The 17,786-nt window shown below is 73.9% G+C and carries 5 protein-coding genes (1 of these 5 cut by a window edge); all 5 read left to right on the forward strand.

The window, feature by feature from the left end:
• Tightly spaced (each overlapping or abutting the next), the 5 genes in view from BUE43_RS17160 to BUE43_RS17180 form a layout consistent with a single transcriptional unit that may run on beyond the window.
• Positions 1-6,402 carry a non-ribosomal peptide synthetase gene (locus BUE43_RS17160; protein WP_073484313.1) on the forward strand — a complete coding sequence of 2,134 codons (6,402 nt, stop codon included), beginning with the start codon at positions 1-3 and terminating at the stop codon, positions 6,400-6,402.
• Positions 6,399-9,677: a non-ribosomal peptide synthetase gene (locus tag BUE43_RS17165; RefSeq protein WP_073484315.1), complete on the forward strand. Its 3,279-nt coding sequence runs from the start codon at positions 6,399-6,401 to the stop codon at positions 9,675-9,677. The genes BUE43_RS17160 and BUE43_RS17165 overlap by 4 nt, the downstream gene beginning before the upstream one ends.
• Positions 9,674-14,275, forward strand: coding sequence for a type I polyketide synthase (locus tag BUE43_RS17170; RefSeq protein WP_073484316.1), 4,602 nt, complete (start codon positions 9,674-9,676; stop codon positions 14,273-14,275). Before BUE43_RS17165 ends, BUE43_RS17170 begins: the two co-directional genes overlap by 4 nt.
• The gene (locus BUE43_RS17175; RefSeq protein ID WP_073484318.1) at positions 14,272-17,697 is read left to right on the forward strand and encodes a non-ribosomal peptide synthetase; all 3,426 of its coding nucleotides are present in this window, start codon (positions 14,272-14,274) and stop codon (positions 17,695-17,697) included. Before BUE43_RS17170 ends, BUE43_RS17175 begins: the two co-directional genes overlap by 4 nt.
• A protein-coding gene (locus tag BUE43_RS17180; RefSeq protein WP_073484320.1) for a non-ribosomal peptide synthetase crosses the window boundary here: on the forward strand, positions 17,694-17,786 show its start. The gene runs 8,136 nt beyond the window's last position; 93 of the gene's 8,229 nt are visible here — the first part of the coding sequence; its start codon is at positions 17,694-17,696; its stop codon lies beyond the right edge, outside the window. Before BUE43_RS17175 ends, BUE43_RS17180 begins: the two co-directional genes overlap by 4 nt.

Genomic DNA, 17,786 nt, shown 5'->3' on the forward strand with positions numbered 1-17,786 from the left:
GTGTCCGAAACGGCGAATGCTGGCTACCGCGTTTCCCCGCTCCAGCGCCATAGGTGGGCCCGGCGGCTCGACGGCCGCGAGCAGCCGTACGCGCAGCTGGGAGTCCGGCTGGAGGGACCGGTCGACGCCGAGCGACTCGCCGCCGCGACCGCCGCCGTCGTGGCCAGGCACGAGTCGCTGCGCACCAGCTTCGTCGGACTGGCCGGCCGCGCCGCGCCGCTCCAGGTCGTCGGCGAGCCGGGGCCGTCGCCGTTACGGGTCGTCGAGGCGCCCGACGCCACGGTCGAGGCGCTGTGCCGCGACGAGCGCGCCGGCCTCGACCCCGTCGACGGGCCGACCTTCCGGGCCGTCCTGACCAGGGTGGCCCCGGACCGGGCGCTGTTCGTGCTGACCGCGCACGCCCTGGTCGGCGACCGGGGCTCGCTGCGGACCGTGCTCGCCGAGATCGCCGCCGCGTACCGGGGCGACGCCGCGTCGTCGGAGCTCCCGATGCAGTACGCGGACTTCGCCGCCTGGCACGACGAGCTGCTCACCGGTGAGGACGGGGCGGCGGAGCGCGCGGCGTGGGCCGGGCAGCTCACCGCCGAGCTGTTCGAGCCGGTGCTGGGCTTGGCGCGGCGCGCCGACGGCGCTGCCAGTGCTGCCAGTGCCGCCAGTGCTGGCAGCGCTGACGGGGCCGGCGGGTGGCGGACGCACCGGACCGAGGTGGACGCCGAGCTGACCCGCCGGGTCGCCGAGTTCGCCGCCGCCGCGTCCGGCACGCCGGCAGACGTGCTCGCCGCCCTGTTCGAGGTCCTGGTCTGGCGGTTCTGCGGGGAGCGGGACGTCCTGGTCGCCGAGGTCGCCCCCGGGCGGTCCTACGACAGCCTGCGCGGCGCGGTCGGCGCGTTCGAGCGCGAGGTCCCGGTCGCCTGCCGGCTCAGCGCCGACACCCCGTTCCGCGAGCTGGTCGCCGAGAGCGCGCGGCGTCGCGCGGAGTGGGTGGACCGCGTCGACCACCTCGATCCGGAGAAGGTGGTGGACCACGCCGGAAAACCCGCGGCCCCGTTCTTCGCCTTCCACTTCGCCGACGCGTCGGAATCGCTGGTCGCCGACCAGGTCACCTTCGTTCCGGTGCTTGAGGCCGCGACGTCGGACGCCGCGTTCCGGCTCACCTGCGCCGAGCGCGACAACCGACTCGTCGTCGAGATCGGATACGACGAGGAACGCGTCGACCCGGCCCAGCCCGAGCGTGTCGCGGAATGCTTCGCCGTCCTGCTGCGGAATGCCATGGCGAATCCCGCGACCCCGGTCGGGGAAATCGACATGCTGTCCGACGCCGAGCGCGAGCGCGTGGTGGCGCTCAGCCGGGGGCCGGTCGTCGACTCCCCGGTCGTCCCGGTGCACCAGGCGTTCGCGGCGCAGGCGCGGCGCACGCCCGACGCGGTGGCCGCCGTCGCCGACGGCGTCGAGATCACCTACGCCGCGCTCGACGCCCGCGCCGGACGGCTGGCCCAACGGCTCGTCCAGCTCGGCGTGCGCCAGGGCGACCCGGTCGTCATCTCCGTGGGCCGGTCGGTGGAACTGCTCGTCGGCGTCCTGGGGGTGCTGAAGGCCGGGGCGGCGTTCGTGCCGGTCGACGTCGCCTACCCGTTGCGCCGCCTGGAGTTCGTGCTGGAGGAGACGGCGGCGCCGGTGCTCCTGGGCACCAGTGAGTTGCGCGACCGGTTGGGCGAGTGCCGGGCGATTCTCCTGGCGCTGGACGAGGACGAAGACGACGACGAGCTGGTCGTCGGCAAAGAGTCCACTGTGGACGCTGAGTCGACCGACCTGGCCTACGTCATGTACACCTCCGGCACCACCGGCTCCCCCAACGGCGTTCGGGTGACCCACGGCGGTCTGGCCAACTACCTGCACTGGGCCGCCGAGGCGTACCAGCTGCGGGAGGGCACCGGCGCGGTGGTCCACTCCTCGATCAGCTTCGACCTCACGCTGACCGCGCTGCTCGCGCCGCTGCTGGTCGGGCAGCGGGTCGTCCTGCTGTCCGAGACGGCCGGCGTGACCGGTCTGGTCGCCACGCTGCGCACCAGCCGCGACCTCAGCCTGGTCAAGCTGACCCCGACCCACCTGGACGTGGTCAACCAGCTGCTGGAGCCCGAGCAGGTCGCCGGCAGCGTCCGCACCCTGGTCGTGGGCGGCGAGGCGCTGCACGCGCGCAGCGTCGAGCCCTTCCGCGCGGCCGGCACGCGGATCGTGAACGAGTACGGCCCGACCGAGACCGTCGTCGGCAGCGTCGCCCACGTCGTCGACGAGAGCACCCCGCACGCGGGACCGGTCCCCATCGGCGTGCCGATCGCCAACACGCAGGCGTACCTGCTCGACCCGAGGCGCCAGCCGGTGGCCGACGGGGTCGTCGGCGAGGTCTACCTCGGTGGCGCCGGCGTCGCACTCGGCTACCTGAACCGCCCCGAGCTGACCGAGCAGCGGTTCCTGCCCAACCCCTTCGGTGACGGGCGGCTGTACCGCACCGGCGACCTCGCCCGCCGCCGGGCCGACGGCACCCTGGAGTACCTGGGCCGGGCCGACGAGCAGGTGAAGATCCGCGGTGTCCGGATCGAGCCGGCCGAGATCGAGAACGTGTTGCTGCGGCACGGTTCCGTGGGCCAGGTCGCGGTCGTGGCCCGGCGGGACGAGGACCCCGGCCGGTCCTCCCCGCTGGTCGCCGAGCTGACGCTCGTGGCCTACGTCGTGCCCGCCGACCAGGCGGCCGCGCCCGGCGTCGCCGACCTCGCCGAGCACTGCCGGGCGCACCTGCCCGAGCACCTGGTGCCGGCCGCGTTCGTGGTCATGGACGCGCTGCCGGTGACCGCCAACGGCAAGCTGGACCGCGCCGCGCTGCCCCGGCCCGCCGGCCACACGCCGGTCGTCGCCGACTACGTGCCGCCCAGGACCGGCACCGAGGAGATCCTGGCCGCCGCGATCGCGACCGTGCTCGGCGTGAGCCGGGTCGGCATCGACGACAACTACTTCGCGCTCGGCGGCGACTCCATCCGCAGCGTCATGATCGCCAGCCGGGCCCAGGCCAGCGGCGTGGAGGTCTCCGTCGCCGACCTCCACCGGCTGCCCACGGTCCGCCAGTGCGCCGCGCACCTGGACGCCCGCGAGGAGCCGGCGGAGCCGCCGCGCACCGAGCCGTTCGCCCTGGTGCGCGAGGAGGACCGGCCGCTGATCCCGGCCGAGGTGGAGGACGCCTTCCCGCTGAACCTGTTGCAGGAGGGCATGATCTTCCACCGCGACTTCGCGGCGAAGTCGGCGGTGTACCACGCGATCGCGTCGGTGCGGCTGCGCGCGCCGTTCGACCTGGACGTGATGCGCATGGTGGTGCGCCAGCTCCTGGAGCGGCACCCGATGCTGCGCACCTCGTTCGACATGGGCACCTTCAGCCAGCCGCTGCAGCTCGTGCACACCGAGTACGAGACCCCGCTGTACCACGAGGACCTGCGGGGGCTGCCGGCCGAGGAGCAGGACTCCCGGGTCGAGGCGTGGATCGAGCACGAGAAGGAGCGCGGCTTCGAGCTGCACGAGTACCCGCTGATCCGGTTCATGGTCCACCGGATCGCCGACGACGTCTTCCAGTTCACCTACGGCTTCCACCACGAGATCGTGGACGGCTGGAGCGAGGCGCTGATGATCGCCGAGCTGTTCAGCCACTACTTCTCGGTGGTCTACGACGAGCCGATCGCGATCCGGCCGCCCACCTCGACCATGCGGGACGCGGTCGCGCTGGAGCTGGAGGCGTTGGAGGACCGGCGCAACTACGAGTTCTGGGACTCCTACCTGGCCGACGCCACGCTCATGCGGCTGCCCAGGCTGGGCTCGGGGCCCCGGGCCGACAAGGGCGACCGGGAGATCGTGCGGATCGCCGTCCCGGTCTCGGTCGAGTTGTCCGACCGGCTCAAGGAACTGGCCCTGGCCAACGCCGTTCCGCTCAAGACCGTGCTGATGGCCGCGCACATGGCGGTGATGTCCACCTACGGCGGGCACACCGACACGCTGACCTACACCGTCACCAACGGTCGTCCCGAGACCGCGGACGGCAGCACGGCGATCGGCCTGTTCGTCAACAGCCTGGCGCTGCGGGTGCGGATGGCCGGCGGGACCTGGCGGGACCTCATCCTGGCCACGCTGGAGTCCGAGCGGGCCTCCCTGCCGTACCGGCGGCTGCCGATGGCGGAGCTCAAGCGGCACCAGGGCAACGAGCCGCTGGCCGAGGCGCTGTTCTTCTTCACCAACTACCACGTCTTCGGCGTGCTGGACCGGTGGAAGGACCGCGGCGTCGAGCACGTCGCCAACGAGCTGTACGGCGAGTCCACCTTCCCGTTCTGCGGCATCTTCCGGCTGAACCGGGAAACCGGTCACCTGGAGGTGCGGATGGAGTACGACAGCCTCCAGTTCTCCGCCGAGCTGATGGACAGCATCCGGGACTGCTACGCGCGGGTCATGGAGACGATGGTCGCCGACCCGCGGGGCCGCTACGACACCCGGGCGTTCCTGTCCGACCGCGACCGGGAGCTGTTGGCCTCGTACGTCTCCGGCCCCACCGCGCACCACGACGACCTGTGCCTGCACGAGCTGATCGAGGACCGCGCCAGCGAGCGGCCGGACGCCGTGGCGGTGCAGCTCGACGACGCGGTGCTGACCTACCGGGAGCTGAACCGCAGGGCGAACCGGTTGGCCCACGTGCTCCGCCGGCACGGCGTCGGTCCGGAGTGGACGGTCGGCGTGCTGGCCGAGCGCTCCGTCGAGCAGATCGTGTCGCTGCTCGCGGTGCTCAAGGCCGGCGGCGCCTACCTGCCGCTGGACCCCAGCCAGCCGGACGAGCGGATCAACGCCCTGGTGCGCGCCAGCGGGGTCACGGTGGTGCTCGCGCAGGAGCACCTCGTCTCCCGGGTTCCGGCCGGCCCCACGACGATCGGGGTGAACCCGAGCGCCGGGGCGGGCGAGGACGCGCCCGACACCAACCCGGTCAGCGGGGTCGTGCCCGCGAACCCGGCCTACGTCATGTTCACCTCCGGGTCCACCGGACAGCCCAAGGGCGTGGTCGTCGAGCACCGCAACGTCGTGGCCTCGCTCGCCGCGCGGGCGGCGGCCTACGAGGGCGAGGTCGAGCGGTTCCTGCTGCTGTCGTCGTTCGCCTTCGACAGCTCGGTCGCCGGCATCTTCTGGACCCTCACGCAGGGCGGCACCCTGGTGCTTCCCCGCGAGGGCCAGCAGATGGAGCCCGCGGGCCTGGTCGAGACCATCGCCCGCCAGCGGCCCACCCACACCCTGGGCATCCCGTCGCTGCTCGCGCCAGTGGTGGAACAGGCCAACCCCCCGGGCGAGCTCTCCTCGCTGCGCCTGATGGTCGCGGCCGGCGAGCCCTGCCCCACCGCGCTGGCGCGGGCCTGCGCGACGGCCGTCCCGGAGTGCGTGCTGGCCAACGAGTACGGGCCGACCGAGGCGACGGTGTGGGCCACGATGTGGTCCGCCGCCGAGGCCCCGGACCGACCGCAGTTGCCGATCGGCTCGCCGGTGGCCAACACGCGGGTGGAGGTGCTCAACCCGCACGGCCTGCCGGTGCCGATCGGGGTCTCCGGCGAGCTGCACCTCGGCGGCGCCGGCGTCGCCCGGGGCTACCTGGGCCGGCCGGCCGAGACCGCGGCCAGCTTCCGGCCGGACCCGGCGTCGCCGGGCCGCCGCCGCTACGCCAGCGGCGACCTCGGCCGCTACCTGGCCGACGGCGAGCTGGAGTTCCTGGGCCGGGCCGACCACCAGGTGAAGGTGCGCGGGTTCCGGGTCGAGCCGGGCGAGGTCGAGGCGGTCCTGGAGACCCACCCGGACCTCCAGCGGGTGATCGTCGTGGCCAGGGGGGAGAACGCCGCGGACAAGGTGCTCGTGGCGTACGTGCTCCCCGTGCCGGGGCAACGGCCCGACCCCGCCGACCTCCAGCAGTACGTGCGGGACCGGCTGCCGAAGTACATGGTGCCCAGCGCGTGCGTCGTGCTCGACGCCGTGCCGCTCACCGCGACCGGGAAGGTGGACCGGGCGTCGCTGCCGGAGCCGACCCGCGCCGAGCTGACCGGCGGTCGCGGCTACCAGCCGCCGCGCACCGAGACCGAGCAGGCCCTCGCCGCGATCTGGGCCGACGTGCTCAAGCTGGACCGGGTCGGGATCGCCGACCGGTTCTTCGACCTGGGCGGCGAGTCGTTGCGCGCCATGCAGGTCACCGCCGCGACCAACCGGATGTTCGGCATCAAGCTGTCGGTGCGGCGGCTGTTCGACGCGCCGACCATCGCCGAGTTCGCCCTCGGGGTGGACGAGGCGCGGCTGGCGCGGGAAGGGGCCGGCGCGGCCACCGGGGACGGGGCTGGCCGCGCATGACGACGACGGCGTGCGGTGGGACCGGGGTCGGGGGCGCTGGCGCGCCCCTGGCCTCGGCCCAGCGCCGGCTGTGGTTCCTGCACCAGCTCGCACCCGGCAGCGCGGCGTACAACATCTGCACCGCCATCGAGCTGACCGGCCGGCTGGACCTGGCCGCGCTGCGGGACGCCGTCCTGCGGCTCGGCCGGCGGCACGAGGTCCTGCGGGCCACCTTCGGCGTGGTGGACGACGAACCGCGGCAGTGGTTCGACTCGCCGGCGGTGGCGCCGACCCTGGTCGATCTGTCCGAAGTGGACGGTGGCGGCTGGTCGGAGGTCGAGCGGCGGATGCGGGAGGTCGCCGCTCGGCCGTTCGACCTGGCGGCCGGCCCGCCGGTCGCCTGGCTGCTGTTCCGCCTCACGCCCGAGCGGCACGTCCTGGTGTTCTCCGTGCACCACATCGTGTTCGACGGCGGGTCCCTCGCCGTGGTCTGCGCCGAGCTGGAGGCCGCCTACCGCGCGAGCCGTGAGGGGCGTCCGGACGGTCTGCCCGACGGGATTCCGGGCTACAGCGACCTGATCGGCCTGGAGAGCACGCTGGCCGACGAGGACAGTGTGGACTTCTGGCGCGAGACGTTGCGGGACGCGCCGGCCCGCAGCGCGGTGTTCGGAACCCACCGTGCTCCTGCCGCTGCGCCGGCGCAGCTCGTGGACCGCCGCGCGGTCACCGACTGGGACGCCTTCGACGCGCTGTGCCGGCGCGAGGGCGTCACCCACTACGTGACGTTGTTGGCCGCCCTGGGCTGCCTGGTCGCCCGCTACTCCGGTCAGCGGGACGTCGTTCTCGGCTCCCCGGTGGCCCTGCGCGGGCACGAGGCACTGTCCTCTGTGGTCGGAATGCTGACCAACACGCTGCCGTTGCGGCTCCGGCTCGACGGCGACCCCACGTTCCGCCAGGTGCTGGCGCGCGCCAGGGACAGCGTGATGGACGCGCTCGAACACCAGCTCACGCCGTTCGAGGAGATCGTGGACGCGCTGGAGGTGGCGCGCGATCCCCAGGTGAGCCCGCTGTTCCAGGTGTTGTTCGCCTACCAGCGGCGACCGGAGGCCCCCGCCCTGCCCGAGGTCGCCAGCCGACTCGTGCCGGTGCCCACGGCGGCGGCCAAGTACGAGCTGACGGTCACCGCCACCGAGTTTGCCACCAGGTCCAGCACCGGGTCCGACACCGGGTCCGCCACTGGATCCGGTACCGGGTCCGTCTCCGGGCTCGAACTGGCCTTCGAGGCCGACCCCGGCCACTGCGGGGACGCGGATCTGCGGGCGTTCTCCCGGCACTTCCGCACCCTGCTCGACGCGGCGGTGCGGAAACCGGACACCCCGCTGAGCGCGCTGCCACTGCTGTCCGAAGTGGAGCGTCAGCGCCTGGCCCCGCTGACCCGACCGCGCGAGCGCACGCCGGCGGCGCGTCCGGTGCACCACCTGGTGGAGCGGGTGGCGCGGGAGCGACCGGACGCGATCGCGTTGGTGTGCGGGCAGGAGCACGTCAGCTACCGCGAGCTGAACCGCCGAGCCAACCGACTGGCCAGGGAACTGCGCCACCGGGGCTGCGGCCAGGACGAGATCGTGGCCGTCCGGATGCGCCGCCGGCCCGACCTCGTGGTCGCGATCCTCGCGGTGCTCAAGGCGGGCGCCGCCTACCTCCCGATCGACCTCGCGCATCCCGTCGAGCGCGTTCGCGGAACACTGCGCGACGCGGTCGCCCGTCTCGTGATCACCGAGTCGGAGCTGCGCTCCGACCTCGACGGCACGGCCGTCCCGGCCGTCCTGCCGGACGACCCCGACCTGGCCCGGCACTCCGACGGCGACCTCGGCGTGCCCGTCGCCCCGACGGCCCTGGCCTACGTGCTCTCCACGTCCGGCTCGACCGGCCGGCCGAAGGGCGTGGCCATCCAGCACGACAGCGCCGCCGCCTTCCTCGGGTGGGTCGCGGACGCCTTCCCCGGCGACGACCTCGCCGCCGTCCTGGCGACGACGTCCGTCGGGTTCGACCTGTCGGTCTTCGAGCTGTTCGGGCCGCTCACCACCGGGGGTTCCGTGGTGCTGGCCGACAGCGCCCTCCAGGTGCCGGAACTCGCGGCGGCGCGCGCCGCGACCCTGCTCAACACCGTGCCCTCGGCCGCCGAGGCGCTGCTCGACGTCGACGGGTTGCCCACGTCGTTGCGCGCGGTCAACCTGGCCGGCGAGCCGTTGCACCGCGACCTCGTCCGCCGCATCCAGGACCGGCTGCCGGGCGTGGTCGTCCGCAACCTCTACGGCCCCTCGGAGGCCACCACCTACGCCACCGCGACGGCACTGTCCACAGAGGACGACCAGCAGCCCACCATCGGAACCGCCATCTCCCCGGCGGCCGCCTGGGTGGCGGGGGAGGCCGGAGAGCCGGAACCCGCCCACGTCGTCGGCGAACTGGTCATCGGCGGCCCCACCGTGGCGCGCGGGTACCTCGGGCGACCGGGGCTGACCGCCGCGAGCTTCCGGCCCGACCCGCGCGGCGGTGGGAGCCGGATCTACCGCACCGGCGACCTGGCGCGCCGGCGTGGCGACGGCCACCTGGTGTTCCTGGGCCGAACCGACGACCAGGTCAAGGTGCGGGGTGTCCGGATCGAGCTGGGCGAGGTGGAGGCCGTGCTGCGCGAGATCGCCGGTGTCCGGGCGGCCGTGGCCGTCCCGACCGGTCGCGGCGCCGCCGACCGCCAGCTCGTCGGCTTCGTGACGCCCGAGCCCGGCGCGGCGATCGTGCCGGAGGAGGTGCTGTCGACGCTGCGGACCCGACTGCCCGCCGTGATGGTGCCCACCCGGTTGACCGTGCTGGAGGCGTTGCCGCTCAACGACAACGGCAAGATCGACCGGGGCGCGCTCGTCCGGATGGCCGAGCTGGCGCGACCACAGGCCACCCCCCCGGTTCCGCCCCGCACCACGCTGGAGCGGCTCATCGCCGAGGTGTGGCGCGAGGTGCTGGGCCTGGACCAGGTCGGGGTGCACGACGGCTTCTTCGAGGCCGGCGGCACGTCGCTGACGCTGCTCCGGCTGCACAGCGCGCTGTCCAGGAAGGTGCGGCCGGCGCCGAGCCTGGTGGACCTGTTCCGGTTCCCCACCATCGCCGCGCTCGCGGTCTTCCTGACGCAGCGGGACACCGCGCCGGACGCGGCCCACAACGAGCTGTCCGCGCGGGCGCGGGAGCGGGGCGCGCGCCGCCGCGCCGTCGCCGCGCGCCGACCGGCGGGGGAGGTGGACGCGTGAGCGACGACGCGCCCGAGCCGATCGCCATCGTCTCCCTGGCGGGACGTTTCCCCGGTGCGGACGACGTGCCGACCTTCTGGGAGAACCTGCGCGCCGGCGAGGAGAGCATCCGCCGGTACACGCGCGAGGAACTCCTGGCGCTGGGCCGGGATCCCGCGCTGGTCGACCACCCCCGCTTCGTCGGGGCGGAGGGCGTGCTCGGCGACATCGCGGGCTTCGACGCCGACTTCTTCGGCTACTCCCCGCGCGAGGCCGAGATCATGGACCCGCAGCACCGGCTCTGCCTGGAGACGGCCTGGGCGGCGTTCGACTCGGCCGGCTACGACCCGGCGGCGCTGACCGAGCCGGTCGGGGTGTTCCTCGCGACCAGCCTCAGCTCGTACCTGGTGCGCAACCTCCTGTCCGATCCCGGTCTGGCGCGCGGGATCGGCGGATTTCCCCTGCTGATCCACAACGACAAGGACTTCGCCGCCACCACCGTCTCGCACAAGCTGGGCCTGACCGGCCCCAGCTACGCCGTCGGCTCCGCCTGCTCCTCGTCGCTGGTCGCGGTCCACCTCGCCTGCCAGAGCCTCCAGTCGCACGAGTGCGACATGGCGTTGGCCGGCGGGGTCTCCCTCCAGGTGCCGCAGGGTCAGGGCTACGTGTACGCCGAGGACGGCATCTACTCGCCGGACGGCCGGTGCGCGGCCTTCGACGCCTCCGCCGGCGGCACGGTCGGCGGCAGCGGCGTGGGACTGGTGCTGCTCAAGCGACTGTCCGACGCCGTCCGCGACCGGGACCAGGTGCACGCGCTGGTTCTCGGCACCGCGGTCAACAACGACGGCGCGAACAAGGTCGGCTACACCGCGCCCAGTGTGGACGGACAGAGCGCGGTGATCGTCGAGGCGCACGCCGTTGCCGGGATCAGCGCGGACACCGTCGGCTACGTCGAGGCGCACGGAACCGGCACCAGCCTGGGCGATCCGATCGAGGTCACCGCGCTGACCCAGGCCTTCCGCGCCAGCACCGACCGGACCGGGTTCTGCGCGCTGGGCTCGGTGAAGACCAACATCGGGCACCTGGACGCCGCCGCCGGGATCGCCGGCCTGGTGAAGGCCGCGCTCGCCGTGCGCGACGGGATCATCCCCGCCAGCCTGAACTTCCGCGAGCCGAACCCGCGCATCAACTTCGCCGCCACGCCGTTCCACGTCGCGGACACGACGCGGCCGTGGCGGGCTGAGGGCGCGCCGCGCCGGGCCGGCGTCAGCTCGTTCGGGATCGGCGGCACGAACGTCCACGTGGTGCTCGAACAACCGCCGGCGCCCCCGCTCCGGGCCAAGCGTCGTCGGGTGGCGCAACCGCTGGTGTTGTCGGCTCGCACCGGGGAGGCGCTGGCCGAGGCCACCCGCGATCTCGCCGAGCGACTTCGTCGGGACCCCGGGGTCGATCTGGCCGACGTGGCCGCCACCCTGGCCAGCCGTCGGGCCTTCCCCCACCGGAAGACCGTGGTGTGCCGCGATGTCAGCAGTGCGATCAGTGCTCTCGACCTGTCGAACGCGCCCGCACGAGTCGCGGACGCCGAGCGCCCCGTGGTGTTCCTGTTCCCCGGGCAGGGAGCCGCCTACCCGGGGATGGCCCGGGAGCTGGCCCGCGAGGACGTCACGTTCCGGGCGCATCTCGACGAGTGCGCCGACCTCCTGGCGGGACTGGGCGTCGAGCTGGACGCGGCGTTGGACTGTCCACCCGGGACTGTCGAGGCGACCCGGCTCGGCCAGCCGGCGCTGTTCGCGGTCGAGTACGCCCTGGCCCGCGCGCTCCAGGACTGGGGGCTCACGCCGACCGCGATGCTCGGGCACAGCCTGGGCGAGTACGTGGCCGCGACCCTGGCCGGTGTTCTCTCCCTGCCGGACGCCCTGCGGCTGGTGACGGCCCGGGGACGGGTGCAGGCCGCGATGGCACCGGGTCGGATGCTCGCCGTGTCCCTGCCCGAGGACCGCCTCCGCCCACTGCTGGCCGGCGGGTTGTCCGTGTCGGCCGTGAACGCGTCGGACCGGTGCGTGGTCGGCGGAGAGCCCTCAGCGGTGGCCGACCTGGCGAAAGCCCTTGGTGGGCAGGGAATTCCCACTCAGATGCTTCCCACGGCGCACGCCTTCCACTCCACCGCCGTGGAACCGGTGCTGGACCGGTTCCGCGAGGTGTTGGCCGAGGTCGAGTTCCGCGCGCCGTCGGCGCGGTACGCGTCGAACCTGACCGGGAACTGGGTGCGCCCCGAAGAGGCGTGCGACCCGGACTACTGGTTGGCCCACATGCGTCAGCCGGTGCGGTTCGGGGACGGCCTCGCCCGTTGCCTGGAGCTGGGGCCGGTGTCCCTGGTCGAGGTCGGCCCGTCCGCCGGTCTCACCGGCCTGGTCCGCCGGCATCCGCTCGCGAGCGGGGACCACCGCGCGGTGCGGACCATTCCCGGGGCGCGCGACTCGGGCGAAAAGTCCGAAGTGGACAGTGTGGTGACGGCGGTGGCGGAGCTGTGGGCCGAGGGCTGCGCCGTCCGCTGGGACGCGTTCCACCGCCAGCAGGAGCCGCGCCGGGTGGCCGTTCCCGCGTACCCCTTCCAACGCGAGCGGTACTGGGTCGAGCCGCCTGCGACGACGAGTGGCGGGAGCGACCTCGCCGCGCCGGTCGCGTCCCGCCCGGAGGACACCGGTGATCGGGACTGGCCGGAGAAGCGGCCCGACATCGCGAGCTGGGGGTACCGACCCGGCTGGCGGCACGCGCCGACGCCGGTTCCCGACCGCGAGGCCGTGGCCGGGCGGTGTCTCCTGTTCTCCTCCGGCCCGTTGGGACACGCCGTCGAACGCCGGCTGGTGGCCGCTGGGGTGGATGTGGAACGGGTTCCCGCCGACCCCGCGATCTGCTTCGACCCCGACCGCCCCGAGCACTACCGCGAGCTGGTCGCGGGGCGCGGCGGCGCGCCGCGACTCGTCGTGCACCTCTGGGCGTTGGAGGACGCGCTCGCCCGGGGTGGCGCCGCGCCCTCCGGCCTGATGCCCGAGGTCCAGCGGCGGGGACTGCACAGCCTCCTCCACCTGGCCAGGGCGCTCGGCGCGGCCGAGAACGGCGGTCCGACGCGGCTCGTGGCCGTCACCGGAGGGGCACAGGAGGTGCTCGGCGACGACCTGCGCCACCCGGAGCACGCCACCGCGCTCGCCGCCGTCAAGATCATTCCTCGGGAGTACCCGGGGATGGCCTGCACCGCGGTGGACCTCGACCTCACGCGGCTGGACCGGGACCTGGACTGGTTGGCCGAGCGCGTGGTCGACGAGCTCCTGGCCGCCAGGGAGTCCACTGTGGTCGCCTACCGCGGTCGACGTCGGTTCCGGCTCGACCACGCGCCCTGCCCGCTGGAGCCGGGCGATCCGGCCGCGGGACCACGCCCTGGCGGGGTGTACCTGGTCTGCGGCGGGCTCGGCGGGATCGGCCTGAACCTCGCCGAGGACCTCGGCCGACTCCCGGCGAAGGTGGTCCTGACCCACCGGCGTCCGTTCCCGGCCGCCGAGGACTGGGCCGACCACCTCGCCACCCACCCGGCGGACGACGCCACCAGCGTCGCGATCAACCGCCTGCGGGGGATCACCGAGGCCGGCGGCGAGGTCCTCGTGGCACCGGCCGACCTCACCGATTCGGACGCGGTCCGCGCGGTGGTGGCCGAGGCGGAGCGCCGTTTCGGTCCGCTCACCGGAGTGGTGCACGCCGCCGGTGTGCCTGACACCGCCGGGGTGATCCACCGCCGCACCACCGCCGACACCGAGGCCGCCATCGCGGCCAAGGTGCACGGCACCGCGGTGCTCGACGAGGTGCTGGGTGACCGGCCGCTCGACTTCTTCGTGCTGTGCTCGTCCATCGGCTCGGTGCTGCACAAGCTGAAGTTCGGCGAGGTCGGCTACGTCGCCGGGAACGACTACCTGAACGCCTACGCCGCCTATCGCGCGGCCCGCCGGCCGGGGATCACGACCGCGATCGCGTGGACGGACTGGCTGGAGTCCGGGATGTCGGCCGTCGCCCAGGAACGGCTCGTCGACCGCTACGACACGGGTGGCACACAGTCCACAGTAGACAGTGCGTCGGTCGGGCCGGCGGGCGACCTGCTCGGCGCGCTGACCCGGGACGAGGGCGTCGAGGTGTTCCGGCGCGTGCTGCGCGCCGGTCTCGGCCCCCAGGTGCTGGTGTCCACACAGGACCTGGACGCCCTGCTCGCCCGGCACGACGCCTACACCACGGGCGACCACCTCGCGGTGGTGAGCGGGCTGAGCGCACACGGCGGCCGGTCCCGGGCGCGGTTGAGCACCGCGTACGCGGCCCCGCGGTCCGACCTCGAACGCACGCTCGCCGGCTGGTACGCCGAACTGCTCGGCTACGACCAGATCGGCCGCGACGACGACTTCTTCGAACTGGGCGGCGACTCGCTGCTGGCGCTGCGGCTGCGGTCGATGGTGCGCTCCGGATACGGCGTGGAGGTGTCGGTGGCGCAACTGTTCGACGCGCCCACCGTCACCGGACTCGCCACCCTCGTCGGACACGCGGTCGGCGGCGACCCCGACCGGCAGGAGGTGGTGTTGTGACCATCGCCGGATTCCTCGCGGACCTGCGGGCCCGTCAGGTCCTGGTCACCGCGGACGGGGACCAGCTCCGGTGCAGCGCGCCGGCGGGCGTCCTCACCGACGACCTGCTCGACGCGATCCGCGGCCGCAAGGCGGAGATCCTGCGCCACCTGGGCCGCCAGGCGTTCATCCCCCGGCACGAGGGGACGCCTCCGCTGTCCTACGCGCAGGAGCGGTTCTGGCTGCTGCACCAGCTCCACCCCGACGACAACGCCTACAACATCCCGCTGGCGATCCGGCTGCGCGGCGAACTGGACCCGGCCGCGCTGCGTCAGGCGATCGGACAGGTGATCCGCCGCCACGACGTGCTGCGCACCCGGTACGTCACGCGCCACGGTCGCCCGGAACCGGTCGTCGACCCGGCCGCCGCGCCGGATCTTCCCCTGGTGGACCTCACCGGCCTGCCCGAGGCGGAGCGCGAGGCGACGCGCCGTGAGCTCACGGAAGCCGAGGCGCGACGGCCCTTCAACCTCGCCAGCGGGCCCGTCCTGCGCTCGTGGTTGTTGCGTGAGAGCCGCGACGAGCACGTCCTCCTGTTGACCCGGCACCACATCGCCAGCGACGGCTGGTCGTTGGGGCCGCTGCTCACGGAGCTGGGCGCGCTGTACGAGGCGTGCCGCGGTGGGCAGGCCTGCCCGTTGCCGGAACTCCCCGTCCGCTACGGAGATTTCGCGGCGTGGCAACGCGCCGCCGACCATACCCGTGATCTCGACCGGTGGCGGCACCTGGCCGACGCTCCGCCCACTGTGGACCTGTTGACGAGCGTGGACGCCGACGCGCCGCAGCGTCCGGTCGAGGTCCGGCGCGCGGTGCTGGAACCCGCGCTGGTCGATCGGCTGCGGGAGTGGGCCGGGCGTGAGCGCGTGACCCTCTTCTCGGTGCTGCTCACCGGCTACGCGCTGGTGTTGTCCAGCCTGTCCGGGCAGCGGGAACTGGTGATCGGCAGCCCGGTCGCCGGCCGCACCCGCCCGGAACTGGACGGACTGATCGGCTGTTTCGTGAACATGCTGCCGCTGCGCCTGGACCTCTCCGGCCACGGCACCGCGAGCGAGCTGGTGCGACGGGCCAACGCGGTGGTGCGGGACGGGCTCGCCGGTCAGGACGTGCCCTTCGAGAAGCTCGTGGAGGCGTTCCGACCGGAGCGCGACCTGACCGAGAACCCGTTGTTCCAGGCCGCCTTCGCCTTCCAGAACACGCCATCCGCCGACGTGCGGCTGTCCGATGTGGAGGCCTCGGTCGAGCCGTCGGCGTCGGTCGCGCCGAAGTTCCCGCTCACCCTCACCGCCACCGACCGGGCAGGGGCGCTCGACCTGGACCTGGAGTTCGACCCCCGCCGGCTGGTGCCCGACCTCGCCGGGGAGATCCTGCGGCGGCTGCGGGAAGTTCTGCTGGCGGGCGCCGCGGAACCGGACATCACGGCGGCCCGACTGCGGCACCGGCTCGCCCTCGGCGAGGACGCCGCTCCGGCGGTGGCTGTCGAGGAGACCACCCTTCCCCGGCTCGTCGCGGAGATCACCGCTGCCCGACCGGACGCGATCGCGGTGTCCCACAACGGCCACCACCTGACCTACCGCGCTCTCCAGGAGCGGGCGGACCGGGTGGCGGCCGCGCTGCGCGCCCGTGGCGTCGGGCCGGACACCCTGGTCGGCCTGTGCGTCGAGCCCGGCGTGGACCTCGTCGTGGGAGCACTGGGAATTCTCCGGTCCGGCGGCGCCTACCTCCCCCTGGACCCGACCGATCCGGTGGACCGGATGCGTGCCGTGGCCGAGGACGCGGGCCTGCGCCTGGTCGTGACTCGCGGGGACGTGCCCGCGCCGCCGGTCGAGCGGATCGATCTCGGCGATCTCGGTGATCTCGACGACGCCGGTGGTCTCGGCGCGCCGGCGCACCCCGGGCTGGCCCAACCCGTTCCGGCCAACCTCGCCTACGTCATCTACACCTCGGGCTCCACCGGGCGGCCCAAGGGAGTCGCGGTCAGCCACGGCAACGTCACCGGGTTGCTGGCGGCCTGCCGCCGGGCGCTGCCGGTGACCGACGAACCCCAGGTGTGGGCGCTGACCCACTCCGCGGCCTTCGACTTCTCGGTGTGGGAGATGTGGGGCGCGCTGACCTCGGGCGGCCGCCTGGTGATCGTGCCGCCGGACGTCCTCCGCAAGCCCGACGAGCTGTGGGAGCTGCTGCGCGCCGAGCGGGTGGCCGTCCTCGGCCAGACGCCGAGCGCGTGCCGGCACCTCCTGCCCGCCGCGCTGGCCGACGACCCGCGGCGCGCCGCGCTCGCGCTGGTGGTGCTGGGCGGCGAGTCCTGCGAGGTCGCCACGCTGGGGCCCTGGTTCGAGGCGATGGACCACAGTGGACCAGAGCTGGTGAACATGTACGGGATCACCGAGACCTGCGTGCACGTGACGGTGCGGCCGCTGCGCGCGGCGGACGTCGACGGCGCGGCGCGCAGCCCCATCGGCGGACCTCTGCCGGGACAGCGGATCGCGGTGATCGACCAGAACGGCGTCCGGGTTCCCGTGGGCGGCCAGGGCGAGTTGTTCGTGGGCGGCGTCGGCGTCGCCCGCGGCTACCTCGGCCAGCCGGCCCTGACCGCCGACCGGTTCCGGCCGGACCCGGCTCGCCCCGGCGCGCGCGGCTACCGGTCCGGCGACCTGGCCAGGGCGCTGCCCGACGGTGAGCTGGACTACCGGGGACGCCTGGACAAACAGGTCAAACTCCGCGGTTACCGCATCGAACCCGGCGAGGTGGAGGCGGCGGCGATGGCCCATCCCTCGGTCCGCGCGGGCGTGGTCGTGCCGCGCACCGACGGCGGGCGGACGTACCTGGCCGCCTATCTGGTGCTGGCGGACGGAACCCGGGACCAGCACGCGGCGGCGGACGCGGCGCGGGCAGAACTGCGCGCGTTCCTCGCCGAGCGCCTTCCCCGGCACATGGTCCCGGCGGCCTTCGTGTTCGTCGACCGGATTCCGCTCACCCGCAACGGAAAGCTCGACGAGGCCGCGCTGCCCGAGCCGTCGGCCGGCCACCGCCCGGCGAGCCGACCTCCCCAGACGCCCACCGAGTGGCGGATCGCCGGCATCCTGGCCGAGGTGCTCGGCCTCGGCGGCCCGGAGAACGTGGGCGCGCAGGACAACTTCTTCGACCTGGGCGGCGACTCGCTGCTGCTCATCCAGTTCCACTCCAGGGTGGTCGCGGCGTTCGACATCGACCTCCCGGTCCGGCAGGTCTACCAGGTGCTCGACGTCGCCACCCTCGCCAGCACCGTGGAGACCTTCCGCGCCCGCGCGGACGAGGAGGCCCTCCGCGCCGCGCTCGCCGTGGTGGAGGCCGCGGAGCTCCCCGGAGATCCGACCGCACCGGAGTCAGTGGAGGGAGACCAGTGACGTCGACCCGAGCGCGCTCCGCCCGCACCATCGTGGACGTGGCCCGGCACCACGCCGAGACCACGCCGTCCCGTCCCGCCTACGTGTTC

It is taken from the genome of Streptoalloteichus hindustanus (assembly GCF_900129375.1).
In the GTDB taxonomy this organism is placed as follows: Bacteria; Actinomycetota; Actinomycetes; order Mycobacteriales; family Pseudonocardiaceae; genus Streptoalloteichus; species Streptoalloteichus hindustanus.

What these genes read in the sequence shown, in the direction of transcription:
- BUE43_RS17165 (WP_073484315.1), top strand. Translation starts at nt 6,399, where the DNA reads ATGACGACGACGGCGTGCGGTGGGACCGGGGTCGGGGGCGCTGGCGCG.